General features: G+C 60.5%; 20 protein-coding genes. 5 read left to right on the forward strand and 15 right to left on the reverse strand.

What is annotated here, in order from left to right; genetic code table 11:
• Window positions 1-20: 20 nt before the first annotated feature.
• The 8 genes from CKA81_RS06525 to metE all read right to left on the reverse strand — a co-directional run bounded on the left by CKA81_RS06525 (window position 21) and on the right by metE (window position 7,702).
• A complete protein-coding gene (locus tag CKA81_RS06525) occupies window positions 21-842 on the reverse strand; it encodes a uroporphyrinogen-III synthase (RefSeq protein WP_128354578.1) in 822 nt (273 codons plus the stop codon).
• An 11-nt stretch (window positions 843-853) separates the two neighbouring features.
• Window positions 854-1,801, reverse strand: a complete 948-nt coding sequence (gene hemC / locus CKA81_RS06530) for a hydroxymethylbilane synthase (RefSeq protein WP_128354579.1) — start codon at window positions 1,799-1,801, stop codon at window positions 854-856.
• Between the two features lie 7 nt (window positions 1,802-1,808).
• The gene (locus CKA81_RS17410; RefSeq protein WP_257791481.1) at window positions 1,809-1,934 is read right to left on the reverse strand and encodes a hypothetical protein; all 126 of its coding nucleotides are present in this window, start codon (window positions 1,932-1,934) and stop codon (window positions 1,809-1,811) included.
• A complete protein-coding gene (locus tag CKA81_RS06535) occupies window positions 1,921-2,640 on the reverse strand; it encodes a TerC family protein (protein ID WP_128354580.1) in 720 nt (239 codons plus the stop codon). The genes CKA81_RS17410 and CKA81_RS06535 overlap by 14 nt, the downstream gene beginning before the upstream one ends.
• Window positions 2,641-2,712: 72 nt before the next feature.
• Window positions 2,713-3,597 carry a succinate--CoA ligase subunit alpha gene (sucD, locus tag CKA81_RS06540; protein WP_128354581.1) on the reverse strand — a complete coding sequence of 295 codons (885 nt, stop codon included), beginning with the start codon at window positions 3,595-3,597 and terminating at the stop codon, window positions 2,713-2,715.
• Between the two features lie 23 nt (window positions 3,598-3,620).
• Window positions 3,621-4,781, reverse strand: a complete 1,161-nt coding sequence (gene sucC, locus CKA81_RS06545; protein WP_128354582.1) for an ADP-forming succinate--CoA ligase subunit beta — start codon at window positions 4,779-4,781, stop codon at window positions 3,621-3,623.
• Between the two features lie 3 nt (window positions 4,782-4,784).
• A complete protein-coding gene (locus CKA81_RS06550; protein WP_128354583.1) occupies window positions 4,785-5,375 on the reverse strand; it encodes a DUF2889 domain-containing protein in 591 nt (196 codons plus the stop codon).
• A gap of 32 nt (window positions 5,376-5,407) precedes the next feature.
• A complete protein-coding gene (gene metE, locus CKA81_RS06555) occupies window positions 5,408-7,702 on the reverse strand; it encodes a 5-methyltetrahydropteroyltriglutamate--homocysteine S-methyltransferase (protein WP_128354584.1) in 2,295 nt (764 codons plus the stop codon).
• Between the two features lie 104 nt (window positions 7,703-7,806).
• On the opposite strand from metE, the gene CKA81_RS06560 reads away from it, so the two are divergent.
• Window positions 7,807-8,754 (forward strand): LysR family transcriptional regulator, encoded by a 948-nt coding sequence (locus tag CKA81_RS06560; RefSeq protein WP_128356635.1) that lies wholly within the window; start codon window positions 7,807-7,809, stop codon window positions 8,752-8,754.
• On the opposite strand, the gene recX is transcribed toward CKA81_RS06560, so the two are convergent.
• On the reverse strand, window positions 8,739-9,254 hold the full coding sequence (gene recX, locus CKA81_RS06565) for a recombination regulator RecX (protein WP_128354585.1): 516 nt from the start codon (window positions 9,252-9,254) through the stop codon (window positions 8,739-8,741). The two genes, CKA81_RS06560 and recX, sit on opposite strands and share 16 nt — an antisense overlap.
• A 21-nt stretch (window positions 9,255-9,275) precedes the next feature.
• Window positions 9,276-10,361: a recombinase RecA gene (gene recA / locus CKA81_RS06570; RefSeq protein ID WP_128354586.1), complete on the reverse strand. Its 1,086-nt coding sequence runs from the start codon at window positions 10,359-10,361 to the stop codon at window positions 9,276-9,278.
• Window positions 10,362-10,581: 220 nt separating this feature from the next.
• Between recA and CKA81_RS06575 the strand changes: the two genes are divergently transcribed.
• The 4 genes from CKA81_RS06575 (at window position 10,582) to CKA81_RS06590 (ending at window position 15,853) form a co-directional block, all read left to right on the forward strand.
• On the forward strand, window positions 10,582-11,271 hold the full coding sequence (locus tag CKA81_RS06575; RefSeq protein ID WP_128354587.1) for a response regulator transcription factor: 690 nt from the start codon (window positions 10,582-10,584) through the stop codon (window positions 11,269-11,271).
• Window positions 11,272-11,294: 23 nt separating this feature from the next.
• Window positions 11,295-12,794, forward strand: coding sequence for a sensor histidine kinase (locus CKA81_RS06580; protein ID WP_128354588.1), 1,500 nt, complete (start codon window positions 11,295-11,297; stop codon window positions 12,792-12,794).
• A gap of 214 nt (window positions 12,795-13,008) precedes the next feature.
• A complete protein-coding gene (locus tag CKA81_RS06585) occupies window positions 13,009-14,634 on the forward strand; it encodes an MFS transporter (protein ID WP_164878451.1) in 1,626 nt (541 codons plus the stop codon).
• A gap of 319 nt (window positions 14,635-14,953) precedes the next feature.
• Window positions 14,954-15,853, forward strand: a complete 900-nt coding sequence (locus CKA81_RS06590) for a recombination-associated protein RdgC (RefSeq protein WP_128354590.1) — start codon at window positions 14,954-14,956, stop codon at window positions 15,851-15,853.
• An 11-nt stretch (window positions 15,854-15,864) separates the two neighbouring features.
• Here CKA81_RS06590 and CKA81_RS06595 read toward each other — a convergent pair whose 3' ends face one another.
• The 5 genes from CKA81_RS06595 to CKA81_RS06615 form a co-directional block, all read right to left on the reverse strand.
• Window positions 15,865-17,157, reverse strand: a complete 1,293-nt coding sequence (locus CKA81_RS06595; RefSeq protein WP_128354591.1) for an aspartate carbamoyltransferase — start codon at window positions 17,155-17,157, stop codon at window positions 15,865-15,867.
• 111 nt (window positions 17,158-17,268) lie between these two features.
• A complete protein-coding gene (locus CKA81_RS06600; protein ID WP_128354592.1) occupies window positions 17,269-17,610 on the reverse strand; it encodes a hypothetical protein in 342 nt (113 codons plus the stop codon).
• Between the two features lie 35 nt (window positions 17,611-17,645).
• The gene (locus tag CKA81_RS06605) at window positions 17,646-18,257 is read right to left on the reverse strand and encodes a SecDF P1 head subdomain-containing protein (protein WP_128354593.1); all 612 of its coding nucleotides are present in this window, start codon (window positions 18,255-18,257) and stop codon (window positions 17,646-17,648) included.
• Between the two features lie 112 nt (window positions 18,258-18,369).
• Window positions 18,370-20,607, reverse strand: coding sequence for a penicillin-binding protein 1C (gene pbpC, locus CKA81_RS06610; RefSeq protein ID WP_228255810.1), 2,238 nt, complete (start codon window positions 20,605-20,607; stop codon window positions 18,370-18,372).
• Entirely contained in the window at window positions 20,552-26,494 is a 5,943-nt protein-coding gene (locus CKA81_RS06615) for an alpha-2-macroglobulin family protein (protein WP_228255811.1), read from the reverse strand. Before CKA81_RS06615 ends, pbpC begins: the two co-directional genes overlap by 56 nt.
• Window positions 26,495-26,511: the final 17 nt, after the last annotated feature.

A 26,511-nucleotide genomic window follows, 5' to 3' on the forward strand; every position in this document is an offset into this window, starting at 1 on the left:
TGGGGCACTGAGTGCTTTCTTCAGGAGAGGGCTATCTGCACGATGGCATCGAATATGGCGTCGTCGTTGGGCTGGCATATTTTTACCATTGGGGCATCCACCTTACCAGTAGCCGGAAGCAACGATTGTAAGCGCGATGCCACTCGCTCGTGTATGGCAATGAAACGTGCGCGCGTCCATAGTGGTGCCAGACCCAGGCGTGACAGGTTCGAATGCACCGCGTCGACGCCTTCTCCGCTGGTCAGCAAGAACACGCAAGGGCGCGCTTCGTCTCGCAGCACACCTTCCAGGCGCTCGCCCTCTTGCGCTTTCCATTGCGCCGGCTCGCGTTCGTAGACCGCCAGTCGATCCACCTGCAAGCCCGCCTCCAACAAGCGCCGGCCCAACCACTCGCGACCCGAATGCCCGCGTACGATCAGCACCTTGCGGGTCGTCGGCAGATGCTGCTGGAGTATGGGCCAGAGGCTTTCGGAATCTTGGCTGGCAAGCGACGCATCGGGATGCAATATATTGGCCTCGGGCAGCAAGCCCGATTCGTACAACAGTGTGGCGCTGCTTGCGCCTACGGTCGCGGCGCGCGTTGTGGCGGGCCAGGCGCCGTCCAGGCCGTGCGTGGCAAGCAGCTCCAGGTAGTAATGGACGGCATTGCCACTGACGAAAACAATAAGATCGTAATCAGCCGGCTTGGGCAGCACGGGGCCGGTGGCCAGCGGCCCGATACAAAGCGCCGGCAACAGCAAGGTGGAAAATCCGGCAGCTTGCAATCGAGACGCCAACGCCTCGTTCTTGCCTTTGGGCCGCGTCAGTACAACGCTGGCCTGGGAGTTGGCTGGCAGCGGCACCGTGGCGCCCGTCAGGCGTCGGTGCCGGCCGAAAGCAACTTGGCAAGTATCGCCTGAGCGCCTTGGTCCAGCAGTTGTTGCGCCGCGCCTTCGCCCAATTGCTCGGCATGGCTGACATTGCCCGCAACCTCGGCATGCAGCATGCGCGATCCATCGGGCTCGCCCACCAGGGCACGGATGCGGATGGTGTCGCCCTGCACCTGTGCAAAGGCGGCCAGGGGCACCTGACACGACCCACCCAGCACCCGCGAAACCGCGCGCTCTGCCAAGGCACAAGCAGCGGTGTCAGCATGCTGTAACGGCGCGAGCCACTGATGCATCTCGGGACGGGATTCAAGGATCTCGATACCCAAAGCCCCCTGCCCCGCTGCTGGCAGGCTTTGCTCTACTTCGAGAAACGATCGGATGCGCGATGCGAGACCCAGGCGCCGCAAGCCGGCAGCAGCCAGAATGATGGCCGCATACTCGCCACGGTCCAGCTTGCCCAACCGGGTGTCCAGGTTGCCGCGCAATGGCTGCACCACAAGCTGGGGAAACTGCTGTCGTATCTGTGCTTCGCGGCGCAAGCTGGACGTGCCCACCACCGAACCGGCGGGCAAATCGGTCAGGGAAGCGAAGTCGTTCGACACAAAAGCGTCGCGCGGATCGTCCCGTTCGAGTATGGCCGACAACAGGAACGGACTTTGCATGTCGACCGGAACATCCTTGAGCGAATGCACCGCCAAGTCGGCTCGGCCGTCCAGCAAGGCGGTTTCGAGTTCCTTGATGAACAAGCCCTTGCCGCCGACCTTGGACAGCGAACGATCCAGAATCTGGTCGCCGCGGGTGGTCATCTCAAGCAATACGACCTCGCAGCCCGGATACAGCGATTGCAGGCGGTCGCGCACATGTTCGGCCTGCCACAAGGCCAGCCGGCTGGCACGCGTTGCGATGACCAGCCTGGTAGGAGAAGCAAGCATGCCCACCCTATGAAATGAAGTGAAGCAGAACAGCCAGCCCGATACCGATCAGGGCGAGTATCCCCAAGCCCTGCAGCAGTGAAAGACCAGCTTCGTCGGGCCGCTTGCGACCCGAAGATTTAAACAGACCCATGAGTAGTATTCCTTGAGGCGCGCTTGCGGCTGGCAAACCATTTGCCCACTGCCACAACCAATATGGCGCCTATGACTTCAGCGGCTATTTTAAACGTCGTTGTCGTCGGACCGAATTGATCTACGACAAAGACATCGGTTACCAGCATGCCGCCGGCAATCCAGCCCAACAATGCCGCACCGAAGGTGACAACAAGCGGGAAGCGATCGATAAGCTTAAGTACCAGCGTGCTTCCCCAGATGATGATGGGTACGCTGACGATCAGGCCAAAAATCACGTAGTAGATCTGGTGATCGAGGTGCGTGGCTTGCGCCGCGCCGGCAATCGCAATGACGTTGTCCAGGCTCATGACGAAGTCGGCTATCAGTATGGTCTTGACCGCGCTGAGCACAGAGCTGCCGCCCGAGATATTGCCATGCTCGTCCTCGTCGGGGATCAAAAGCTTGATACCGATCCACAGCAACAGCAAGGCGCCGACTATCTTGAGGAAGGGGATGCCAAGCAAAGTAAGCGCAAAGGCGATCAGCAGCACGCGTAAAATAATTGCGCCGGCCGTGCCCCACAAGATGCCTTGCATGCGCTGCTTGGGCTCGAGATTGCGACAAGCCAGGGCAATAACGACGGCATTGTCGCCGCCCAGCAGGATGTCGATCAGGATTATCTGGAAAACTGCTCCCCAATGGAGCGTTTGAAAGAATTCGACCATCTTTTATTTCCGTTGTGACCGGGTCGTGTACACAAAGCTAAAAAAGGCTCGCAGCGCGAGCCTTTTGTTAACTTACACTAAAACAGACTTAAGCAGTTTACCCATTTCGGATGGATCCCGTGTGGTCCGTATGCCGCAAGCTTCCATGACTTCGAGCTTGGCGTCAGCCGTGTCGGCGCCGCCGGATATCAGGGCGCCTGCGTGGCCCATGCGCTTGCCAGCAGGAGCTGTCACGCCGGCAATAAAGCCTACGATAGGCTTGGTCATGTTGTCTTTGGCCCATTGTGCGGCTTCGACTTCGTCCGGTCCGCCGATTTCGCCGATCATGACGACCGCGTCAGTGTCGGGATCGTCGTTGAACATGCGCAGGATGTCGATGTGCTTCAAGCCGTTGATGGGGTCGCCACCAATACCGACTGCCGTGGACTGGCCCATGCCAAGCTCGGTCAATTGAGCAACCGCTTCGTACGTAAGCGTACCAGAGCGGCTGACCACGCCTATGCGTCCCTTGCGCGAGATATGACCCGGCATGATGCCGATCTTGATCTCGTCCGGCGTGATCAGGCCGGGGCAGTTGGGTCCGAGCAGCAGCGTCTTCTTGTTCTGGTCGCGCATGCGGTTGCGTACTTCCAGCATGTCGCGCACCGGAATGCCTTCGGTAATGCAGATGACCAGGTCCAGGTCGGCGTCCACCGCTTCCCAGATGGCAGCGGCTGCGCCTGCCGGCGGCACATAAATGACGGAAACCGTTGCACCGGTTTGTGCCTTGGCATCCTTGACGCTACCGAAAATAGGCACGCCTTCGAAATCCTGGCCAGCCTTCTTGGGATGCACGCCAGCCACAAAGGCATTCTTGCCATTGGCGTACTCGCGGCACATATGAGTATGGAACTGTCCGGTTTTACCGGTGATTCCCTGGGTGATGACTTTGGTGTCTTTGTTGATCAAGATCGACATTTACAAATCCTTGGCAGTATTTCTTATTTCGCGGCGGCAACGACTTTAGTCGCGGCTTCGGCCATGGTGTCAGCGCTGATAATGGGCAGGCCCGATTCGGCCAGCAGCTTCTTGCCGAGTTCTTCGTTGGTGCCCTTCATGCGCACAACCAGCGGCACGCTAAGGTTGACGGCCTTGCAGGCAGCAATGACGCCTTCCGCAATGATGTCGCAGCGCATGATGCCGCCGAAGATATTGACCAGAATGGCCTTGACGCCCTTGTTCTGGAGCATGATCTTGAAGGCTTCGGTGACTTTCTCGGCCGTGGCGCCACCGCCTACGTCCAGGAAGTTGGCCGGCTCGCCGCCAAAAAGCTTGATGGTGTCCATGGTAGCCATGGCCAGGCCTGCGCCATTGACCAGGCAGCCGATGTTGCCGTCCAGTTGAATATAAGCAAGGTCGTACTTGCTGGCTTCGATCTCGGCCGGGTCTTCTTCAGCCAGATCGCGATACTCGACGATATCGGCCTGGCGGAACAAGGCGTTGGTGTCAAAGTTGAACTTGGCATCAAGCGCGATGATGTCGCCCGAGCCGGTGAGTATCAGCGGGTTGATTTCAGCCAGCGAGGCATCGGTGTCCCAATAAGCCTTGTACAGCTTCTGGAATTCGGCAGCGGCCTTGGCCAGCGAGGCGTCAGGTACGCCAATGCCGCGCGCCAGCTTGGTGGCATCTTCGTCGGTCAGACCCGTTTTGGGGTCGACGAATACCTTCAGGATCTTCTCGGGCGTCTTCTCGGCGACTTCCTCGACGTCCATGCCACCTTCGCTGGATGCCATGACGCATACCCGTTGCGTGCCGCGATCGGTAACGATGCCCACGTAGTATTCTTTTTTGATGTCGGCGCCCTCTTCGATCAGCAGGCGTCCAACTTTCTGGCCTTCAGGGCCGGTCTGGTGCGTGACCAATTGCATGCCCAGGATCTCTGAGGACAACTGGCGCACTTCATCGAGTGATCGGGCAAGCTTCACGCCGCCGCCCTTGCCGCGCCCACCAGCGTGGATCTGCGCCTTGACGACCCACACCGGGCCGCCGAGTTTTTCGGCAGCCGCCATGGCTTCGTCGACGGAAAAAGCAGGGAAACCGCGCGGCACAGTCACGCCAAACTTCTTCAGCAGTTCCTTGCCTTGATACTCGTGAATTTTCATTTGTTACCTGTCAGTACGTAAAGATGGGTTAATAGGTGCCGCATACCATTCCGGGTAGTATTCTCGAACCACTTCGCTGTCCAGGCTTAAGGCGTGGCAGCCCTCCAGTTGAAACGGACGCTTGGGGCGACCGCCCGCCTTGACTTGTTCCTGTTCTTTGCGGCGTCGATTGGCCATGGTCTGTACAGCAACCGTGGGCAGGACAAAAGCCAGTTCGGACATGTGGGTGCACCCCGCCGTACGGGCATAGCGGTCTTTGACCGCTTGACGGAAGTTGCGCAAGAGATTCATGCCAACCAGATCGCGGTAGTCCGGAGCGATCTGCATGCAGTGCTCGCCGTAAGGCGCGGCATCGTAATCGGCCACGGCGGCTGTAATGGTGAACTGATCGTTGATCGTCACCCGCAGATGCATGTGATGGATGGGAGAGCCGGCCTGCTTGATCTGGCCATGCCGGGTGGGAAAGTCGTAAGCCTTGACATCGACAAGCTCGGCTTCGAGGTCCCACTGCCCGTCCTCCCGTGCAAACGAGTCCACACGTATCGTGCGCGTGTGTAGCGGTTCGCGCGGTTGATCAGGAGGCGGTAAGGGCATGTCCGGCAGAAAAGAAAATGGCGGTAAACCGGCTAAGTATAACGCAGAGCCCTCGCTGCTTCGACCATCGCGACCAGGGCCGCTTCAGTCTCGGGCCAGCCGCGGGTCTTGAGCCCGCAGTCGGGATTCACCCATAGCCTCTCGCGCGGCAGCCGTGCGCCGGCCTTCTTCATCAGGTCCACCATCCATTCCCGCTGCGGCACATTGGGCGAGTGGATGTCGTACACCCCGGGCCCGATGTCATTGGGATAGTGAAAGCTTTCGAATGCTTCCAGCAGCTCCATATTGGAGCGGGAAGTTTCGATGGTGATGACGTCGGCATCCATGGCGGCGATGGATTCTATGATGTCATTGAACTCGGAATAACACATATGAGTATGTATTTGCGTGGCGTCGGCCACACCGCTGGTCGACAGGCGGAAGCAATCGACCGCCCAGTCCAGATAGCGCTGCCAATCGGCGCGCCGTAGCGGCAAACCCTCGCGAAACGCCGGCTCGTCTATCTGGATGACCCGGATACCTGCCGCTTCCAGATCGTTGACCTCATCGCGCAAGGCCAGCGCCAACTGGCGGCAGGTGGTTTCGCGAGCTTGGTCGTCGCGCACGAAAGACCACTGCAAGATGGTTACCGGCCCGGTCAACATGCCTTTGACCGGCTTGTCGGTCAAAGACTGCGCGTAGGCCGACCATGCCACTGTCATGGGTGCGGGCCGGGCGACGTCGCCATAGATAATAGGCGGCTTCACGCAACGCGAGCCATAGCTTTGCACCCATCCGTTCTGCGTGAAAGCGAAGCCGGCCAGCAGCTCACCAAAGTATTCCACCATGTCGTTGCGCTCGGGCTCGCCATGCACCAACACGTCCAGCCCGACTTTCTCCTGGAAGCGGATGACGTGCTCGATTTCTTGGCGCATGGCTTTTTCGTAGGCGGCATCACCCAGGGCACCCCGCTTCCAGTCACGCCGCAACACACGGATCTCATCGGTCTGTGGAAAAGAGCCTATGGTGGTGGTCGGATAAGAAGGCAGGCTTAACTGCGCCTGTTGATGCGCTATCCGCTCTGCGAAAGGCCTGCGGTCACGCGTTAATGCGCCGGCCGCAGCCATGCGCGCACCAACGTCGGCCCGGTGTATGCGCGTGGAATTCCGGCGGGCAAGCAATGCATCACGCTGCGCTTGCAGTGCCTGCTGGGTGGCTTGGTCGTCGGGCGTGTCCAGGCTGGCGGCCAGCAAGCGCAACTCGTCGAGCTTCTGCGTGGCGAAAGACAGCCAGGCCTTCAATTCAGCATCCAGCTCTTGCTCGGCTTCCAGATCGACCGGCACATGAAGCAGCGAGCATGATGGTGCAAGCCATAGCTTGTCGCCGCGCCTTGCCGCGGGCTGCGACACGGTGTGGCGGGCCTGGTCCAGGTCGGTGCGCCAGATGTTGCGCCCGTCGATCAAGCCCAGCGACAGGACTTGATCGTCATTCAGTGCGCCCGCAACGCGCTCCAATTGCTCGGGCCCGCGCACCAGGTCAATATGCACGCCCTGAACCGGCAAGCCTTTCAGGACGGCGGTGTTGTCCTGGAGATCAGCGAAGTAGGTGGCGAGCAGAATCGAGACATCGGCTGTCGCCAGTGTCCGGTAGACCTCCGCGTATGCCTGTTGCCACGCCAAGGGCAAGTCCAGGCCCAGTATCGGCTCGTCAATTTGCACCCATTGCACGCCCAGTGCCTTGATGGTCTGCAGCACCTGGACATATACGGGAAGCAGCCGTTCCAGCAGGGCCAGCTTGTTCACATCGGCGGCGCCCTGCACAAAAGCGTCGCCCTTGCCCAGCCATAGCCAGGTCAAGGGTCCCGGGATAACCGGCTTGACGCGATGCCCCAAGGCCTGCGCCTCGCGAATCTGGTCAAACAGATGGCTGCGGGCCACCCGGTAATCTTGCTGCGGAACTAGCTCGGGCACAATATAGTGATAGTTGGTGTCGAACCACTTGGTCATCTCGCAGGCTGCCGTGGGAGTACCCGTAGGAGCTCGACCGCGCCCCATCCGGAACAAGGTATCCAGCGCCACAGGCTGACCGGACGCCTGCCCGAAGCGGGCCGGCACGGCGCCCAACAGCGTCGTCCATTCCAATATATGGTCATACCAGGCAAAGTCGCCGACCGGAATCAGCGACAAGCCGGCATCTGCCTGCACACGCCAGTGCCGTGCGCGCAGTTCGCGGCCAACGGCTTCCAGTTCGTCCTGCGTGATCTTCCCCGCCCAGTAGGACTCTTGCGCCCGCTTCAGTTCACGTTCGACGCCGATACGCGGAAAACCTATATTATGAGTAATTGTCATGTTAAATTGCAATTAAATGAGAAAACCAATTAATGGCTATTGTGGCCGCTGTGGTCGCAAGAACCAAATCAAAGTGGACATGCTTAATATGAGTAAAACTCATGGTGCTTGAAATCCGCCACATGGAAACGCTAAGCGCAATACGCGATGCGGGCAGCTTGCAGGAAGCTGCCGAGCGCCTGCATGTCACGCAGTCCGCACTGTCGCATCAGTTGCGCGATCTGGAGGTCCGCCTCAAGACACCCTTACTTAACCGCAAGACGCGGCCGGCGCGGCTGACAACCGCCGGTTTGCGCATCGTTGCGCTGGCCGATGCGGTATTGCCGCAAGTCAAGACAACCGAGAGAGAACTGCAACGCCTGGCGGCCGGACGCACCGGCAGGCTGCACCTGGCCATAGACTGCCATTCCTGCTTTCAGTGGTTGATGCCGGCACTGGACGCCTTCCGCCACGAATGGCCGGATGTCGAACTGGACTTGTCGGCGGCATTTTCGTTTGCGCCCTTGCCCGCGCTAGTCCGGGGCGACCTGGACGTGGTGATTACGTCCGATCCGCAAGCCCTGGAAGGGGTGGAGTATCTACCCCTATTCCGCTACGAACTGGTGCTGGCGCTGGCTGCCGCCAACCCCTTGTCCCAATACAAATACATAGAGCCGGAGCAGCTGGCTGACCAGGTCTTGATTACCTATCCCGTGGAGCGGCAGCGCCTGGATGTATTCACCACCTTTCTGGACCCAGCCGACGTAGAGCCGGCGGCCATACGTAAAGCCGAGCTGACACCGGTGATTGTTCAATTGGTGGTCAGCCAGCGCGGTGTTGCCGCACTGCCCAACTGGGCCCTGACGGAATACCAGCAGCACAAGGGCTTGCGCGTGTCGCATCTGGGGGCAAAAGGGATATGGCGTACCCTTTACGCCGCGCTACGTACCGAAGACGTGCAAGCGGACTACATACAGGGCTTCGTGACGCAGGCACGAGATATCTGCTTTAAAACGCTGGAAGGCATCAAGGCCGTGCGCGGCAGCCCTACCCAGGGTCAATCGGCATCGTAAGGAATGCTGCCCAGTATGCGGCGCACGGATTCAGTGGCAAAGCCGCGTGAAGCCAGGAAGCGGAATTGGCGCGCATAGTCTTTGGCATTGATGGGAGAGGCGCCGAATTTTTTTTCCCAAACAGCGTAGGCACGGTCGTATTCGGTGTCGTGCAACTGGCGCCCCAATTGATTGACTGTGGTTTCGGACAACCCGTGGCGGCGCAGTTCCTGCATGACGAGGTTGGCGCCCTGACGGGGCGCCCGACGGTGCACCAGGCTTTGCGCATACCGTTCGTTGGACAGCCAGTTTTCGCGCTCGAGGTCGTTTAGCAGTTGTTCAAGCTGGTCTGGGTCTGTAGCGTGAGGCGCAAGCTTGCGTTGCAGTTCGAAGCGGGAGTGTTCGCGCCTGGATAGATAGCCTATGGCGCGCGCCTTCAGGCTGGGGCCTGGCCGGCCGCGCCCGCGCTTGGTGTCGGGCGCATCGGCCAGGGTTTCGAAATCGTCGTCATTGGATTGCACGACAAAGGCCCGTTATAAGGATTACCCGGCGTCAGCCGGCGCTTCTTCTGCCGGCTTGGCAGGCTTGTTGCTGTTTTTTGCCGCCACTTGCGCCACCACACCCAGCTTTTCGCGGACGCGGTTTTCGATCTCGAACGCCATCTCGGGGTGTTCCTTGAGGTATTCGCGCGAATTGTCCTTGCCCTGACCAATACGCGTGCCGCCATAGCTGAACCAGGCGCCGGCCTTGTCGACGATGCCTGCTTCGACGCCCAGATCGATGATTTCGCCCTCGCGCGAGATGCCGGCACCGTACATGATGTCGAATTCGGCCTGCTTGAAGGGCGGAGCCACCTTGTTCTTGACGACCTTGACGCGGGTTTCGTTACCCACGACCTCGTCGCCCTTCTTGATGGCACCGATACGCCGGATGTCCAGACGCACCGAGGAATAGAACTTGAGCGCATTACCGCCGGTGGTGGTTTCGGGGTTGCCGAACATGACGCCGATTTTCATGCGGATTTGGTTAATGAAGATAACCATGCAGTTGGCACGCTTGATGGTGGCCGTGAGCTTGCGCAGCGCCTGGCTCATGAGGCGGGCCTGAAGACCAGGCAGGGAATCGCCCATATCGCCTTCGATTTCGGCCTTGGGCGTGAGCGCCGCGACCGAGTCGATGACGATAAGGTCAACCGAGCCCGAACGCACCAATGCGTCGGTGATTTCGAGTGCTTGTTCGCCAGTGTCGGGCTGGGAAATAAGCAGGTCGTTCAGGTTGACGCCCAGCTTGGAGGCGTATTGCACATCCAGGGCGTGCTCGGCGTCGATAAAGGCGCAGGTGCCGCCGATTTTTTGCATCTCGGCGATGACTTGCAGCGTCAGTGTGGTTTTGCCGGAGGACTCGGGGCCATAGACTTCGATGACGCGCCCGCGCGGCAGACCACCCACGCCCAAGGCGATATCCAGCCCAAGCGAGCCCGTAGAGCAGACTTGAATGTCGTGCTCTACCTTGTCGTCGCCGTACCGCATGACCGAGCCTTTACCAAACTGCTTTTCGATCTGGGATAAGGCGGCGGCGAGCGCCTTGCTGCGTTCGCCGGCGGCTTTGCTGCTGTTTTTATCGTCCATGTAGGGATCCTTGACTGAAAGCTAATGAGGACTGAGCGCACCGGTTGCGAACAAGGCCCAAGCCGGCGCATGAAGATTGTTTTGTGGATTATTGCATTTAATTGTACTGTATATAAACACAGATAACCAGGAAATCCCATCGTAAACCCGGACTTTCCAAGCACAGCTGCGGGTGTCAGAATAAGGATTCCCGGATTTCCACTAAGTCGACCTACCAGTCATGCGCATTTTGATCGCAGAGGACGACAGTATTCTTGCCGATGGACTTTCCCGTTCGCTGCGTTACGACGGCTACGCTGTCGATGTGGTCAACGACGGATCCAGTGCAGATTCTGCCTTGCAGCTGCAAAGCTTCGACCTACTTATTCTAGACCTTGACCTGCCCCGGATGCATGGCCTTGCAGTCTTGCGGCTATTGCGCCAGCGCCACGCGCCGCTACCGGTACTTATTTTAACGGCAGCCGACACCGTCGAACAACGGGTCATGGGGCTGGATCTGGGCGCAGACGACTACATGGCCAAGCCTTTTTCGCTGTCCGAGCTCGAGGCCCGGGTCCGCGCCCTGACGCGACGCAGCGCCGGCGTCAGTACGACGGTACTGACTTACAAACGGCTGTCGTTCGACCTGAACGGGCGCATCGCCCGAATCGACGACCAGCCGCTGGAGCTGTCCGCTCGCGAAACCAGCCTGCTCGAAATCTTCCTGTCGCGCTGCGGCCGCATGATCAGCAAAAACCAATTTGTGGATTTGCTTTGCGAATGGGGCGAAGAAGTCACCCCCAATGCCATCGAGGTGTACATACACAGGCTGCGCAAGAAGATCGAACCCAGCGGTGCCAAGATCGTGACGGTGCGCGGCCTGGGTTATTGCCTGGAGCCCGATAAGACTGACGACTCCGCGGCCGCGTGAGTCAGGTCGAAACTCTAGCCTCAATGCTCATAGACCCCCAGGTCCTGCGCGATACCAAAGAACAAGCTGCCAGCAGCAGCTCGATATTCAGCCGATTTCGTCGCAAGCGCAATAATCGTGCGTTGCTGAACAAGATCATGATCTGGATGTTCGGGCCCTTGTTCCTGTTATGGACGATAGGCCTGGTCATCACCTACTTCATCGCCCAGAACATTGCCAACGCGCCCTACGATAGAACGCTGGCGGACCACCTGCGTTTGCTGGAGCACGAGGTCGCGCAGCAGACCATCCTGGAGGGCATCCAGCTTACCCCATCGGCCATCACCATCCTGCAGGGCGACACCAGCCACATGATCTATTGGGAGATCCGCGACGCCAACGGAAACTCCATCGGCGGCAATGCCAGCATACCGCTGGCCGACACCTGGACCTACGACGAGGGCAAACTGCGCTTTCGCAACGAAACCCTTAACAACCGCAGCGTACGTATCGCTTATATGTGGGGAGGCAGGGACCAAAGCGGCATGCCCTTCCTGACCATCGTCGCTCAATCCAACGAGATGCGCGCCACGCTGCAGCAAGAGATTTTGACCGGCATGCTTACGCCCCAGCTTATTGTGCTGCCGCTGGCTGCCCTGCTGGCCGGACTCGGCCTGACTCAGGGCCTGGAGCCGCTTAGCCTGCTGCAAGAGCGAATACGGGCGCGGCGTGCCAATGACATGTCGCCCATCAGCGCCGAACTCGCGCCAGCGGAGATCGTGCCGCTCATTGCGGCGATGAACAGCTTGCTGGTCAGACTGGCCGCCACCAGCGAGACGCAAAGACGCTTCGTGGCCAATGCTGCTCATCAGTTGAAGACGCCACTGGCGGGGATGCGTACGCAAGCCGAGCTTGCGCTGCGAGAGCGCAGCCCCGAGAAGATGAACGAGAGCCTGGAGCAACTGGTGCGCGGCTCGGACCGCGCTACGCGGCTGGTCAATCAGTTGCTGGCCCTGGCGCGCGCTGAAAGCGCCGACCGGCCCAATCAGCATTTCACCGACGACCTGGACCTGAACCAACTGGCCGAGATGCAGACCTTGCGATGGGTGGATGTGGCACTCGGCAAGAACATAGACCTGGGTTTCGAGCGCTCCACCGGACCGATGAAGATTTCCGCGGACAGCCTGATGCTGGCCGAAATGCTGAACAACCTGCTGGAAAATGCGCTGCTGTACACGCCGAATGGCGGATGGGTGACCGTCCGCGTGGGCGGCGACCCGCTATCGGCCTACCTGGAAGTGGAAGACTCCGGCCCCGGGATTGCTCCCGACGATCGCGACCGTATCTTTGATCGCTTCTACCGGGTGTTGGGCAGCAACACCGACGGCAGTGGGCTGGGCTTGTCCATCGTCAAGGAAATCGCCGACCAGCACAACGCCAGCGTCACGTTCATGCCCCCCGGCAACCGCGCAGGCATCCCCGGAGGCACCTGTTTGCGTATTACCTTCAGCCGCATCAAGAACGCCACGCAGCATCACACATGACGACGCCAGGCTATGCAGGCCGGGTGCCGCGCAGCTTGTAAGCCTGGTGTCAGATTAAGGCTGTATTTTGACTCCGCGGACAACGCGCCCAGGCAGGCAAAGCTATCAAAACACCAATATGCCGCCAAGGACAGGAGACAACATGAACACGACGAGCGCAGCTGTGCCGCCCGGTTCCGTTCACATCGGCGCCCCTGCGGCTACCAATCGCCCCATGACGCCCGAAGAAAGGCGTGTGATTTTTGCGTCCTCGCTAGGCACGGTATTCGAGTGGTATGACTTTTACCTGTATGGGTCGCTGGCTGCCGTCGTGGCGGCGCATTTCTTCTCGGGCGTCAATCCCACCGCAGGCTTCATTTTCGCCCTGTTGGCATTTGCGGCCGGCTTTGCCGTACGTCCCTTCGGTGCCTTGGTGTTCGGCCGCTTGGGCGACATGGTGGGCCGCAAGTACACCTTCCTGATCACCATATTGATCATGGGCCTGTCGACCTTCCTGGTCGGCGTACTGCCCTCTTATGCTTCCATCGGCATGGCAGCCCCCGTGATCCTGATCGTGCTGCGCATGCTGCAGGGCCTGGCGCTGGGCGGCGAATACGGCGGCGCCGCCACCTACGTCGCAGAGCACGCGCCACAGAACCGCCGCGGCTTTTACACCAGTTGGATACAAACCACCGCAACCATGGGCCTGTTCCTGTCCTTGCTTGTGGTGCTGGGCATACGCACTTCGCTGGGCGAGGAAGCCTTCCTGGAATGGGGATGGCGCATTCCTTTTCTGATTTCCGTCGTGCTGCTGGGCATCTCCGTATGGATACGGATGCGCCTGAACGAGTCGCCGGCCTTTCGCAAGATGCAGGCCGAAGGGACGGGATCCAAGGCACCCATCAGGGATTCGTTTGGCCGCTGGAGTAATTTGAAAATCGTGCTGCTGGCCTTGTTCGGCCTGGCGGCCGGCCAGGCCGTCGTCTGGTATACGGGCCAGTTCTATGCCTTGTTTTTCCTAACCAAGAACCTGGGCATCGAAGCCAACACGGCCAACATCATGTTGGCCATGGGCCTGTTGCTGGGCACGCCCTTTTTTGTCGTCTTCGGCGCGCTGTCTGACCGCATCGGACGCAAGCCCATCATCATGGCAGGCTGCCTGGTGGCGGCGCTGGCCTACTTTCCGGTATTCAAGGCCATCACGCACTTTGCCAATCCGGCGCTCGAAAGGGCCTTGGCCAATGCGCCCGTCACGGTGGTCGCCGACCCGGCTACCTGCTCATTCCAGTTCAATCCTGTGGGGGTGTCGTCTTTTCGCAGCTCTTGCGACATCCTGAAGGCCTTTATGGCGAGCAATGCCGTCAACTACACCAACGAGGCAGCCCCGCCCGGCTCGCTTGCCAAGGCACGGATAGGCGACGATCATTTCAACTCGTTCGAGGGCAGCGGCCTGAACAAGGCGGACTTTGCAGCGCGATCGGCCGAGCTGAAAAAGTCGCTGACCGAGGCCATCCGCACCCACGGCTACCCGGCCAAGGCAGACCCCTCGGAGATTAACTACATCATGGTGGTGGTGCTGCTGACCTTCCTGGTCATACTGGTAACCATGGTTTATGGCCCCATCGCGGCCATGCTGGTAGAGATGTTCCCCACGCGCATACGCTATACATCCATGAGCCTGCCCTACCATATCGGCAATGGCTGGTTCGGCGGGTTCCTGCCGCCCGTGGCCTTTGCCGTCGTTGCCGCCACGGGCAATATCTATGACGGCCTGTGGTATCCCATCATTATTGCCAGTATCACGCTGGTTATTGGCACCTTGTTCGTCAAGGAAACCCGGGGCAACGATATCAACGCCTGAGCTCTTGCCGGTTCAGGCAAACGTCAGCCGCGCGCCGGTAGAATCGACTGCATAGAGGGAACCGCTCATTTCAGCTGCCAGGCGTCTGATCCCCCGGTTTGGCAGTCGGGCGGTACGTTCTATCACCTGCGTTACGCCCCCCGCGAGCCTTATCGCGTAACACAGTGTGCTTTCCAGATGGCCCGGTGCCCAGGCATGTCGGGCCATTTTTTTGACCCCACAAACCCTCGCAGCGATTGGCTTACAATCGTCCCTCCCCTCATTTTCGCGCACAGACAACGGGTGCCTGCGCGCCGCTTACGGAAGAAGACATCAACTTATGTGGTTCAAGAATCTCAGGATATTTCGTCTCGCCCCAACGTGGTCGTGCACCGCAGACACGCTGGAAGCCGCTCTCGAGAAACAGGCCTTCCAGCCGGGTGGCAACCGCGACATGCAAAGCCTGGGATGGATCGCCCCCCGCGAAGACTCCGGCCTGGTCTATGCGGCCGATGGCCAGTATTTGCTTAGCCTGCGCGCCGACAAGAAGTTGTTGCCCACTACCGTCATCAATCAGTTCGCCAAGGCCAAGGCGCAAGATATCGAAGAACAACAGGGCTACAAGCCCGGCCGCAAGCAGATGAAGGAAATCAAGGAGCAAGTCACCGACGAGTTGTTGCCGCGGGCCTTCAGCGTCTATCGCGACACCCGCGTGTGGATAGACACCCGCAATCACTGGCTGGTGATCGATGCCGCGGCCGCAGCCAAAAGCGACGAAGTCCTGGGCACGCTGGCCAAGGCGCTGGAAGCCCTGCCCGTCACGCCGCTGTTCGTCGAGCAGTCTCCCGCCGCCGCGATGACCAACTGGCTGATCAGCGATGAAGCGCCATCAGGCTTCACGATAGACCAGGACACCGAACTGCGCTCCACCAGCGAAAATGGCGCCGCCGTCCGCTATGTGAAGCAAAGCATCGAAATCGACGACGTACGCAAGCATGTGCAGGCCGGCAAGCAGTGCACTCGCCTGGCGCTTACTTGGGCCGATCGCGTGTCTTTCATGCTGACGGAAAGCCTGGACGTGAAGCGCGTCAGCCCACTGGATGTGCTGAAGGAAGGCCAGGATGGCTCGGCACATAACGAAGCCGAGCAGTTCGACTCGGACTTCGCGCTGATGACGGGCGAACTGAACAAGTTGATGACCGCCCTGGTGGAAGCCCTGGGCGGCGAACGCAAGCAGTAGAAAGCCGGGCCTCAGTCCATGCCGTGGAACAGGCTGTCATCCGGCCCGATGTGTGTGGGCGGGCTCCAGGTCACGTCGCGCAACGAATGCTGTACCAGCCCTTCCACACCCAGCAGTACTGCAAAGATTGCCATTCGCACAGGAATGCCGTTATCGGTCTGGCGGAAGATGGCCAGACGAGAGTCGTGGTTTAGATCCACGCTTAAATCATTGGCGCCTTCGCGGCTGTCGCGCGGCAAGGGGTGCATGACGATGACGTCCGGTCCGCAGCACTTGTCGATGATGGCCTTGTTGACCTGAAAGTCGGGCGTGTAGCCTTCCAGCTCTTCCGCCGCGAAGCGCTCTTTCTGCACCCGGGTGGCGTAGATCACATCGGCCCCGACCAGACCCTCTTCCAGCGAATTGCTTTGTTCTATGACATGGCCGCGGGTGCCCGTCTGCTCCAATATATAGTCGGGCATTTCCAGCCCCTTGGGGGAGATCAGGGTGAACTTCAGTCCGCGATACAGCGACAGCAGCTTGATCAGCGAATGCACGGTGCGCCCATACTTCAGGTCGCCGACCAGCGCGATGTGCGCGCCGTCCAGCAATTTCCCCAGTCGGGAAAACTCCGTCAGGATAGTGTAAAGATCCAGCAAGGCCTGGCTGGGATGTTCGCCGGGGCCGTCGCCGCCGTTGACCACCGGAATATTGGTCGCTCGGGCAAACTCGGCCACCGAACCCTTCTCGGGATGCCGGATCACCATGGCGTCAACATAACCGCTCATGACGCGGCTGGTATCGTAAATGGATTCGCCCTTGGCCATCGACGAAAAAGTAAAGCCCGTGGTGTCGCACACCGAGCCGCCCAGGCGGCAAAAGGCGGCGCCGAAACTGACGCGGGTACGCGTACTGGCTTCAAAAAATAAATTTCCCAGGACGGCACCCTCCAGCACCCGCGACACCTTCTGGCGCCGCGCGATGGGCTGCATCTGATCGGCAATACGGAAGAACTCTTCAACGGACTCGCGCGAAAACTGGTCGACCGAGAGTAATTGCGGCTTGCCTTCGAAGGCTATGCGATTGCGCAGCGGACCGGACTGCGCGCTTTGGGCGTATTTTTGCAGCAAGGCTTCGTTCTCGACAATTTCGGTCACGAAGCGATTGACCACTTCAGGCATTGCCCGGAACTCCTGCGAGCCCTCGGGCAACAGCCAGGTGTCCAGCGCACGACGCTTTACGCCGATGCGACCGGCGAAGACATCACGGGTCAAGTTAAGACGCCGCATGGCATCCCGAAGAAAGACTTGTTGCGAGACGGCCATGGTTGTTCCCAATAAAATATACGCACTGCGTATATTTTATTGGCAGCTAACGAGCTTGACGAGCACAATCGGCCCCGGAAAGACAAAATACAACGTTTGTCTATACGCAGCCTAAAAGGCGAGCATGCCTTGCGTCATCCACGAACTGAACACGAATGCCAGCAGACTGAGCGTGTAGGCGATCAACACGCAGGCCAAGGGCAGCCAGTGGCTGCGGCGCGGCCGCCCCGCCGCCAACTGCGATAGCAGGCTGGTCTGGACGGGATAAACCCACAGCAGACCCAAGGCCACCAAAGACAGTCCTGCCAGGAAGCCCGCCAAGGGCATGCGTAGCCAGCCTGGATCCAGGCTGACTTCGATAATCCCGGCTGAGCATGCCAGCACCAGCAGGATGCCCAGGCCATTGAGCCACGCGAGGAAACGAAAGCCCAGCATCAGGCTGTTCGACAGCATTCTTGTTCCTGCCATCGCGAAGGCTTCGTCGGAGTTCAATTTGCCGGGGCAGTCGTACTGGTGTCAGGCGTGGCGGTGGCGTCGCCGGATCCATCTTGAGGCACACCTGCAATGGCCCGCGCCGCGGCGGTTGCGTTTTGCTCGGTGCCGACCGCAAAGATCAGGTGCCCGGTAGTGACCGGCTCTGTATAGCCAGGCGCAGCCAGCATGGTGCGCCCCACCACCAACGCCAGGCGATGGTTGGGATTCTGGGTGGTGATGTCTATGACTTTGCGTTTGCCCTCTTCGTTGAGCTCGAGCGCCAGCAGGCCATCGCCCGCCTTGTTGGACCCAGCTTGAATTCCCGTAAGGTCGGCCCGTGTGATGATCGGCTGCGGATTGACATACAAGGTACCGGTATCAAGATTGACGGGGGTCCATCCCGAGCGCAGCGTCGTGTCGGCAAGGAATACAGCAACCGGGGCGCCCTGGCGTTCTGCCTGGATACTGGTTTCGGGCTGCGGCTGTTGGGCCGTCGTGGTGTCGGCGGCTGCGGTCGCAGGCGACTGCGACGCCGTTGTCTGCTGGCCTGGCGTTGTCTGGCATGCAGCCAGCGCGACCAGGCTGAGCGGCAAAAGGAAGCGGCCCAGCGTACGTACAAATTTCATGGAAAATTCCCTTAACCGAGATAATGAAGATGGATGTGAAAAGTTTAACAGGTGGGGACGCAAAACTGCGTCAAAGATCATCAAGATGTTCTAGCAAGTATCGTGCCGCCGCCTAGCGACGTGCCGCGCCCCGCACTTCGATATGGATGCGGTCAATGGGACTGCCCTCGCTATCGAGCAATTCAATAACATGCTTGCCCAGGCGGGGGTGCCAACGCAGGTGCGCCCCCTGGCCCATTATCATGCCATCAATGCGCCAGTTGGCCGGGACGGGTACGCCGCTGGCATCGGCCGCCGTAAACCGCGCAAGCTGCACGGCAGACGGAATATCGGGATCCAGGGCCAGGATGGTGCCATCCGCCGGCGTGCGTATGCGTGCCGGTCCGGGCACGCGCTGCGGCTGGTTTTGCGCCAGGCGCACACGCTCTACACGCGTATCGGCCAGGAAGGCCTCCCGCCTGGCGGGCTCTATATCACCTTCATAACTGACCCTGCCTTGTTCGACGCCGGGCGGGGGCGCCGGCTGCGCGCTGGGCATATTGCGATGCAGATAGCTCATGATGTCGTGCCACATGGGCCCGGCGCCCGATACGCCCGAAACCTCGCGCATGCTGGCGCCTCCGCTATTGCCTACCCACACGCCTACGGTATAGGCGGCCGACCAACCCAGGCACCAGTTGTCGCGCATGTCTTTGCTGGTACCTGTTTTAACTGCCGTCCAGAACGGCGTAGACAAGGGACTATCCAGGCCAAAAGTGCGTGCTCGGGCATGGCGATCGGCCAGGATGTCGCCCACGATCCACGCAGCGGCGGGGTCCATGATGGACCTTGCGCCTGATGGCGCAGCAGCTTCAAAAAATTGCGGCCTGGAAAACTCGCCCAGATTCGCCAGGGCGCGATAAGCATTGGTCAGGCTCAGTAGCGTAAGGTCGGCACTGCCCAGAGCCAGGCTGTATCCATAATAGTCACCGTCATGCTTCAGGGGCAGGCCCAAGTCACGCAGGCGCTGCGCGAATGCGTCAGGCGTCACCATGGCAATCGCGCGGACCGCCGGAATATTAAGCGAGGACGCCAGCGCCGTACGCACGCTGACCCAGCCGGCATAGGCCTCATCGTAATTGCGAGGCATGTACAAGCCATTGCCTGTCGGTAAATCCAGCTCGGCATCGTGCAGTAAAGAGGCCGCAGTCAGGCGTTGCTGGGCCAATGCCTGCTCATACAGGAAGGGCTTGAGTGTCGAGCCCGCTTGCCGCAGGGCCCGTGCGTGGTCAACCCGGGCCGCCGGCGACAAGGAGCCCGAAGACCCGGCATACGCCAGCACGGCGCCACTGCGGTTATCCATCACCACAATGGCGGCATCACGCACATTGGCCATGTCCAGGTCATGCAAGCGGCGGCGCAAGGTCTGCAAGGTAAAGGCTTGCAAGGAGGCGTCCAGTGAACTGACCACCACATCGGGCAAGTCATCACCCGCCGCACGTAACTTTCCAAGCACAAACTGCGCATAGTGCGGCGCCGCGTGAGGCGCACCCGCCCACGGCCATGCCGCCCGCTTCAAGGCGATATGGACGAACTCGTCCAGGCGCTTGCACTCTTGGGACGAGCCCAATTCGACCAGCAAGGCGCAAGCGCGTTGCACCAGCAAAGGTCTGGCCGCGTTAGGCCCACGCAGCAATACCGCCGCCAGCGCGGCTTCGCGCGCATTAAGCCCGCTGGCGTGTTTCTGGAACAGGACACGCGCAAGGGCATCGACCCCTACGATCTCGCCCCGGAATGGCGCGAGATTCAGGTAGGCCTCAAGGATCTGAGCCTTGGACCATTCCGCTTCCAGCCGCCGCGCTGCCATCGCCTGATCGAACTTTTGCGTCAAACTGCGACCACCCGGACCACGACGGTATTGCGTGTCGATGATGCCGACCAGTTGCATGCTTAAGGTAGAAGCCCCGCGATGATGCCCTAGCGCCACCTTGCCCCAGGCGGCAGCCAAGGCGGCACGCCAATCAACGCCATCGTGCCCATAGAAGCGCTGATCTTCCGACAAGATGACGGCGCGCTGCAAGGCGACCGACACCTCATCCAGCGGCAGCCACTGCCCCCGCCTGTCGTGGAAGTCCGTGCGGACCCCGTCCAGCGGCACGCCCGAACGGTCCAGCAACAGCACACTGGACGGACGATGCCGCTGCCTGACTTCGTCGTAGGACGGCAAGGCATGGGCACTGCCGCACAAGCCCGCCAGCAATGCGACGGCGATTGCACAATGACCCTGCCATCCGACCCACGCAAGGCCGAGACGCTTACGGTTGCGGGCCAACGACAAAACGTTCGGCTTGCGGAAGATCGGCATAGACATCGGGTTGATACAGGGCTTCGGCATGGGTGGGCGGCAACTGGAAGTCGCCCGCCGTGTTCAGCCTTACGGTGTATTGCACGGTGGTCTCTCCTTTGGGCAGATACTCGAAGTAAGCACGATAGCTGTCCGCATTGCGTTCGATAAAAGTAGGATCGACAGCCTGGTCATCCATGGCACCGCTTTCGGTGGCAATGACCGAGTCGCGGGCCAATCCGCTACCCAGTATGGCGGCACCCGCCGGCAACGGATCGGTGATGACGGCCCAGGTCGTGGCGGCTCGCGAGTTTACCGTCAGCGTTACTCGGTAGACGTCGCCTTGCGCCCAGGCGCCGGGCACCGCCTGGCTGACCGGCGTGATCTCGCGCTGCAAGGCGTAGCCGGCATTAACGGCCTGGGTGATGGGCACTGCGGCCACTGCCCGCAATTGCGCCCATGCCGTGCCCTGCCCCTTTTGCTGCAAGGTCAATTGGTCGACTTCAGTCGTCGCCCATGCCAGTGCAATATCGGCTTGCTTCACGCCGTCGACTTCAACGGCCTGTGCCCAATCCCGGGTCTGGGCCTGTGTTGCAGATGCCAAGGCAAGTTCGACGCCACCCGAGACCGGCGTGGTTTCGCCTAGCCGAGCAAACTTTTCGACCGCCAGGCTGCCCAGCAGATTTCCTGTCGTTGTGCGCCAGGCTCCCTGCCGCTGCGTCGACAACAGGCCTTGCACCAGGCGGGGCAACTGAGGCTGCCAGGCCGGGTCGTCCGCCGCAAGCAGTATCAGCCTGGCCATATTGGTCTCTGATCCCAGCATCAACCACCACGCTTCCTCGCCCTCATCGGCAAACACGGTAAGCGTGCCACGATCCAGCATGCGTGCGGTCAGTATCTGCCGCGCCTGCGACAGATGAGCGTTGCGATCCGATATGGCCGGCATGCGTTGCAACACGCCCAGCCATGAGATCACTGCGGAAGTCGGCCAGCGATCCGGCGCAATGGCGATGCTGTCCAGCATGCGCGGCTGGGCATGCCCGCTGCGCGACAAAGCATCCAGCACCAGTAGCTTGCGCATATCGAGATCCGGCCGTGGCGACCATCGATTCCGTTGCAGCCTTCCTTCGGCAAAAGCGACCAGCCCGGCGACCATGGCATCGCGCTGCTCGGCCGGCAAGGCAAAGGGCTGGTCCTGCGACAGCGCAATATCGCTGACCGTTAGCAGATACGCTGTCAGCACTTCATTGCCGATACCGCCCGGAAAATAACTGACCAGGCCATCTTCATCGACATAGCCGGGCAACCTGCGCATCAAGTCGGCCCATAGCTCGCTATTGCGCAAGCCCATCGCCCGCGACGCCAGTTGCTCTACGCAGGTATACGGGTAGTCCTGGAACCAATCTCGCACGCCCGCCAAGCCGCCGGCCAGCGACGAACGCAACTGCACATCCAGGCCGCCACGCGGCACGCCGTTGCCATCCAGCAAGGAACCGGGTGGCGGCGAAACAGGCAAGCTGACAGGCGGCTGGCCGGCATCCAGCTGCAGCAAAGTCGCTGCCTGGGTTTGCAGCGGTACAGCAGGTTTCAAGACTTGCGTGAAGCTTAGTTGGTCTGTCGCAGGCTTGGTGGCGGCATCTGCTTGATTCGATTGTTCGCGCGCGGACAAGGTCCAGCGTAGTGGCACTTGATCGTCCGGCGTGTTGGCTTCCGGGGCGGTAAGGTCCCAGCTAGCTACGGCCGCCGAGCCTGGCTCCAGTTGCAGTGCCTGGAAAGGCAGCGTGGCCTCGGGCACGCCCTTGCCTTCATAACGCGCCTCCAGCTGCACCTGCATGGCGCGCTGTGTGGTGTTGCGTGCCGTCAGGCTGGCAACATAGCGGTCACCCTCGCGCACTACCGTGGGCAGCCCGGGAATAATCTGCAGGTCTTGCGTGCTGACTATGGTCGTGCTGGCGGTACCGAAACGTTGGGTGCCATGGTCGGCCACCGCCACCAGCCGGAACTGCGTCAGCGCATCGTTAAGCGGAACGGTAACGCTGGCCTCGCCGTTCTCGTTTAGTTGAACATTGGGCTGCCACAGCAACAAGGTGTCGAGCAGTTCGCGCGTCGGGCTGGTACCGCCCCCGCCCCCTGCCGGCAAGGCTTTGCGGCCATAGTGTCGACGGCCCACGACTTCCATTTGCGCCGTCGCCGTCTCGACCCCATAGCTACGCAGTTGGCGCAAGGCCGAGAGCAAGTCCCAACTTTCATTCGGCGCTAGCTCCAACAGCGCCTGGTCGACCGCCGCGAAAGCAACCGTCCCGTGCGCCGCGGGGCTGCCATCCGGCAAGCTGACCTTGATCTTTACCGTGGCCTGCTCCCGGATCTGGTAGCGCTCGCGATCGGCCAGCACCGACACCTTCAACTCGTCGTGCTGATCCGAAACGCGAAGTTCGGTCAGCCCGAAACGGAAGGCGGGCTTGGCCAGATCGATGAAGGCCGAAGGCGCCGTATAACCCTGCCTGGAATCAGCGTAGGCCTTGTACCAACTGCTCGGCTCGCGCCAACCCCAATCCAGGAAGGAATGCCAGGGCACATCGTGCAGGCGCCCGCGCAAAACCAACAAGGACACATAGACATTGGGCCCCCATTGCGGCTCTATCTCTACGTTGACAGTCGGGTCAGTGCCCGACAATTCGAGTACGCGTGTTGCCAACACGCCTTCGCGCTCGATGGCCAGCAAGGCCGTGGCATGGCGAAACGGCATGCGTACCTGCAAGCTGGCCGTCTCGCCCGGCTGATACGTCTTGCGCTCGGCGATGATATCGATGCGGTCGTCGTTCTCGCCGCCAAACCACAGTTCGCCGGCGCCCGTCACCCATACTGTCGTTGCCGAAACCGACATCCTTCCTTGCTCGTCCCGCGCTTGCGCGATCAGCTCAACAGAGCCTGACGCGTCCAGCGTCAGCTCGCAATCCAAAGCGCCGTTTGCTGCCGTCTTGCCCTCGCACAAGGTGCCCAAGTCGCGAGTCTCGGTATGGTGGTCATAGGCGTAAAAGCCCCCAACCATACGCTTGCGCGTAGAGTAGGTAATGCGCTGAACCGCGCGCACTGCTGTGTCGACATCCGCTTTTGGTTCGCCGTCAGGCGCAATAGCCAACGCGCTTACCTGCAGCGGCTTGCCCGCCGCTATCCAGCCTTGCGCCCGGATTCCCGTCTGTATGGCTGCCGGCCATACCGGCACCGTCTGCGCCAGGGTCTGGATCTGTCCATTCGGATCCGCAAAGCTGGCTTCAAACAGCAGGGCCTTGGGCCGGTCGATGGAAGGCATGGGTATTGATGGCACGCGAGCGTTGCCATGGCTATCAAGCTGCACCGGCTTCTTGTCCAGGAACAGAATACGCGAAGAGCCACCAGACGCGTTGACAACTTCCGCCTGATCATCGACTGGCGATGGGGGGTTGAAGGAGTAATCATCGTATTGTTCGTAGCGCAGTTGACGGTCCTGCAGCACGCCAGACAACTGTACCGGCAACGCTCGGGCCGGCCCGCCAGACAGATAAGAAATCTGCAAGTCGGCGGTAATGCTGGGCGGTGCCACCAGACTGGTGTCCCCGGCCTGGCCAGTGATCTGCAGCTGGCCGCCCAACAAAGGCAGCCTGAACGCCTCCACGCGGAACACGTCCTGGCCATACCAGCTTTGATTCTCGTCGGTCAGGCGTACCGAATAGCTGCCCAGCCTGGCCTCCTGCGGGATGGCAAACGTACTGTCTGCGGACAAGCCACCGGATGGCGTAGCTTCCCAACTGACCGGCAAGGTATAACGCTGGCCCGAGCCTTCGTGCTCGATCAACAAGGTGTCGGGCCGGGCCGATGCTCCTGGAATACCGAGTCCATCGCGGGTCTGGGTGCGCACAAAATGCTTCATGGATACGGTTTCACCGGCCCGCAGCAGACTGCGATCGAACACCGTATGCGTCACCACCGTGGGCTGCTCGCTGGTGTCGGTAGGCACATTGAAGCGCCAGGATTCTATTCCGCGATTCCACGTGGACAAGGCAAAGGAAAAATCCGCCTGGCCGTAGGCCTGCGGATGATCGGCGCCTATACGCGCCGAAACGTAGACCCCTGAAAGATCGGTATCCTGGCAGTAATCCTCTGCTTGCAAAGCCTGCTGGTGATGCCACAGGCCATGCGCATCCGTCTTGCCTTGCGCCAGCAAATTGCCCGAACAATCCAGAACCGTAATGTCGGCATCCGGAACCACCTTGCCATCATCCAGCGTAGTGACCCACGCCAGCATGTCATCCCTGCCTGTCTTGATATGCACGGCCAGGTTGGTCAGCAACACTCCAGTGCGCACATACATCGGCTTTTTCGTTGCCAGCAAGGCCTCGCCCAAACGGGCGGATTCCACCTCCAGCACATGAAAGCCCGGCTCTTGCAGCGGAATGCCCAACACCTCGAACGGCCGCGGGTCTTCCGCCTGCACGCCTGGCAAAGTCAGTTGTCGAACACCCTGCTCTCTATCCAACACCTGCATGCCGCGCGTATCTTGCATCGGCATATCTTCAGAACGCGGCTGGCGATCCGCCATGATGTCTTTCAGTTGATTGGCCGTCCAGCTACGCTCATCCAAGCGCTGCAGGCGTGCATACCAACGCAACACCTGCACATCCTCGCGCACGACATGATCACCTACCTGGCCCGCCGACAGCGTCAGCTCTTTAGTACGCAAGGCCGCCTCGACCCGGCGTACCGTGATCGGCACGCTGGCGCTTGCGCTGTCCACCCCGGCGCTTGCTCTGGCCGGCGCATCGGCAAACCGCTCGATCACACCAAAGGGCGAGGCCGCAAACTTCACCAGCGGCGGGTAGGCCGCCGTCGTAAAGCGCAAGGGAAACTGCCCCGCGTTGACCAGCGGCCTGTCCGCTTCGTCCGTCAGATCCGCCGGGATGGAGAGCACCAGCTCGGCATCCGCGGGAAACGGCCCATCGAAACGCACCCGCTCCAAGGGTCCCAGATACGTATCGTCTTGCGCTATGGAGGGCTTAAGCTCCTTGCCCGCGATCGTCAGCCGGATGGCCTGGGCAGCATCGCGCGCTATCGGCGCTGAAAACTCCAGCGCCAGAGGCGACACCGGCGTGCACGGCATCGCCGCATTCTCGCGCAGACAAGTAAAGCTGGCCTTGAACGGTTTGCGCACCACATAGTCATAGACCTGTGCCGTGGTATTGGCGACCGCCGGCCGCCCCTCTGCCGCAACTGTCGCTACCCCGGGCCCCACCCGCAACTGCACTGCGGCTTCTGCTGGCAAGCGGCGCTGACACTGCAGCAACTGCGTGGCCGCCGTATCCCTAGCCTGGCTATCGCTATAGAACACCGATTCCAGAATCTGTGTACGCACATCACCGGTGATCGTCCGGACAGGCACTACTTCGCCCAGGCCTTCGACCACACACTCTGTGCTGGCGAGCAGGCTGTCGGTATCGACTGCGCCATTGAAGCTCAATACGAAAACCTGGTCCTCGGCGATGGTCTTGCCATAAGGAGCATGATGGGTGGCGATAGGGCCACCGGTATGAAAGCTGAACTGCTGCTTGCCCGACACGGCTGCGTTCGTCAAGGTACGAAAGTCGGGTTTGATTTGAGCGGTACATTGCACGCCGGCACCGGGCGGCTGGGTGAAGACGAAGGTCCAGCGGCGCGCATCCAGCCATCGGCCCTCGCCGCTTACGGCAGGATCGCTGCAGCTTACGTCGACGGGCGCAGCGGCCTGATCATCGCCGAAAGCGATAACGTCCGTATCAAACGACAGCTTGATGCTTTCGACCTTGGCGACTTCGCCCTGGGGAGAAAACTGCGTAACGCTCGCGCCCCAAACAGGGGATAGGACGAAGACAGATGCCAGAACCGCAATACGTACGCCGTGCAATTTACGCCCCTTCCCTC

This window comes from Pollutimonas thiosulfatoxidans, from assembly GCF_004022565.1.
GTDB classification, from domain to species: domain Bacteria; phylum Pseudomonadota; class Gammaproteobacteria; order Burkholderiales; family Burkholderiaceae_B; genus Pusillimonas_D; species Pusillimonas_D thiosulfatoxidans.

Excerpts from the sequence above, each read along its gene's own strand:
- sucC (WP_128354582.1), bottom strand. The coding sequence starts at position 4,781 with ATGAAAATTCACGAGTATCAAGGCAAGGAACTGCTGAAGAAGTTTGGC.
- CKA81_RS06535 (WP_128354580.1), bottom strand. The coding sequence starts at position 2,640 with ATGGTCGAATTCTTTCAAACGCTCCATTGGGGAGCAGTTTTCCAGATA.
- CKA81_RS06550 (WP_128354583.1), bottom strand. The coding sequence starts at position 5,375 with ATGCCCTTACCGCCTCCTGATCAACCGCGCGAACCGCTACACACGCGC.
- metE (WP_128354584.1), bottom strand. The coding sequence starts at position 7,702 with ATGACAATTACTCATAATATAGGTTTTCCGCGTATCGGCGTCGAACGT.
- CKA81_RS17410 (WP_257791481.1), bottom strand. The coding sequence starts at position 1,934 with ATGGGTCTGTTTAAATCTTCGGGTCGCAAGCGGCCCGACGAAGCTGGT.
- CKA81_RS06585 (WP_164878451.1), top strand. The coding sequence starts at position 13,009 with ATGACGCCCGAAGAAAGGCGTGTGATTTTTGCGTCCTCGCTAGGCACG.
- CKA81_RS06580 (WP_128354588.1), top strand. The coding sequence starts at position 11,295 with ATGCTCATAGACCCCCAGGTCCTGCGCGATACCAAAGAACAAGCTGCC.
- CKA81_RS06575 (WP_128354587.1), top strand. The coding sequence starts at position 10,582 with ATGCGCATTTTGATCGCAGAGGACGACAGTATTCTTGCCGATGGACTT.
- CKA81_RS06605 (WP_128354593.1), bottom strand. The coding sequence starts at position 18,257 with ATGAAATTTGTACGTACGCTGGGCCGCTTCCTTTTGCCGCTCAGCCTG.
- hemC (WP_128354579.1), bottom strand. The coding sequence starts at position 1,801 with ATGCTTGCTTCTCCTACCAGGCTGGTCATCGCAACGCGTGCCAGCCGG.
- recA (WP_128354586.1), bottom strand. The coding sequence starts at position 10,361 with ATGGACGATAAAAACAGCAGCAAAGCCGCCGGCGAACGCAGCAAGGCG.
- CKA81_RS06590 (WP_128354590.1), top strand. The coding sequence starts at position 14,954 with ATGTGGTTCAAGAATCTCAGGATATTTCGTCTCGCCCCAACGTGGTCG.
- CKA81_RS06595 (WP_128354591.1), bottom strand. The coding sequence starts at position 17,157 with ATGGCCGTCTCGCAACAAGTCTTTCTTCGGGATGCCATGCGGCGTCTT.
- sucD (WP_128354581.1), bottom strand. The coding sequence starts at position 3,597 with ATGTCGATCTTGATCAACAAAGACACCAAAGTCATCACCCAGGGAATC.
- pbpC (WP_228255810.1), bottom strand. The coding sequence starts at position 20,607 with ATGTCTATGCCGATCTTCCGCAAGCCGAACGTTTTGTCGTTGGCCCGC.
- CKA81_RS06600 (WP_128354592.1), bottom strand. The coding sequence starts at position 17,610 with ATGCTGTCGAACAGCCTGATGCTGGGCTTTCGTTTCCTCGCGTGGCTC.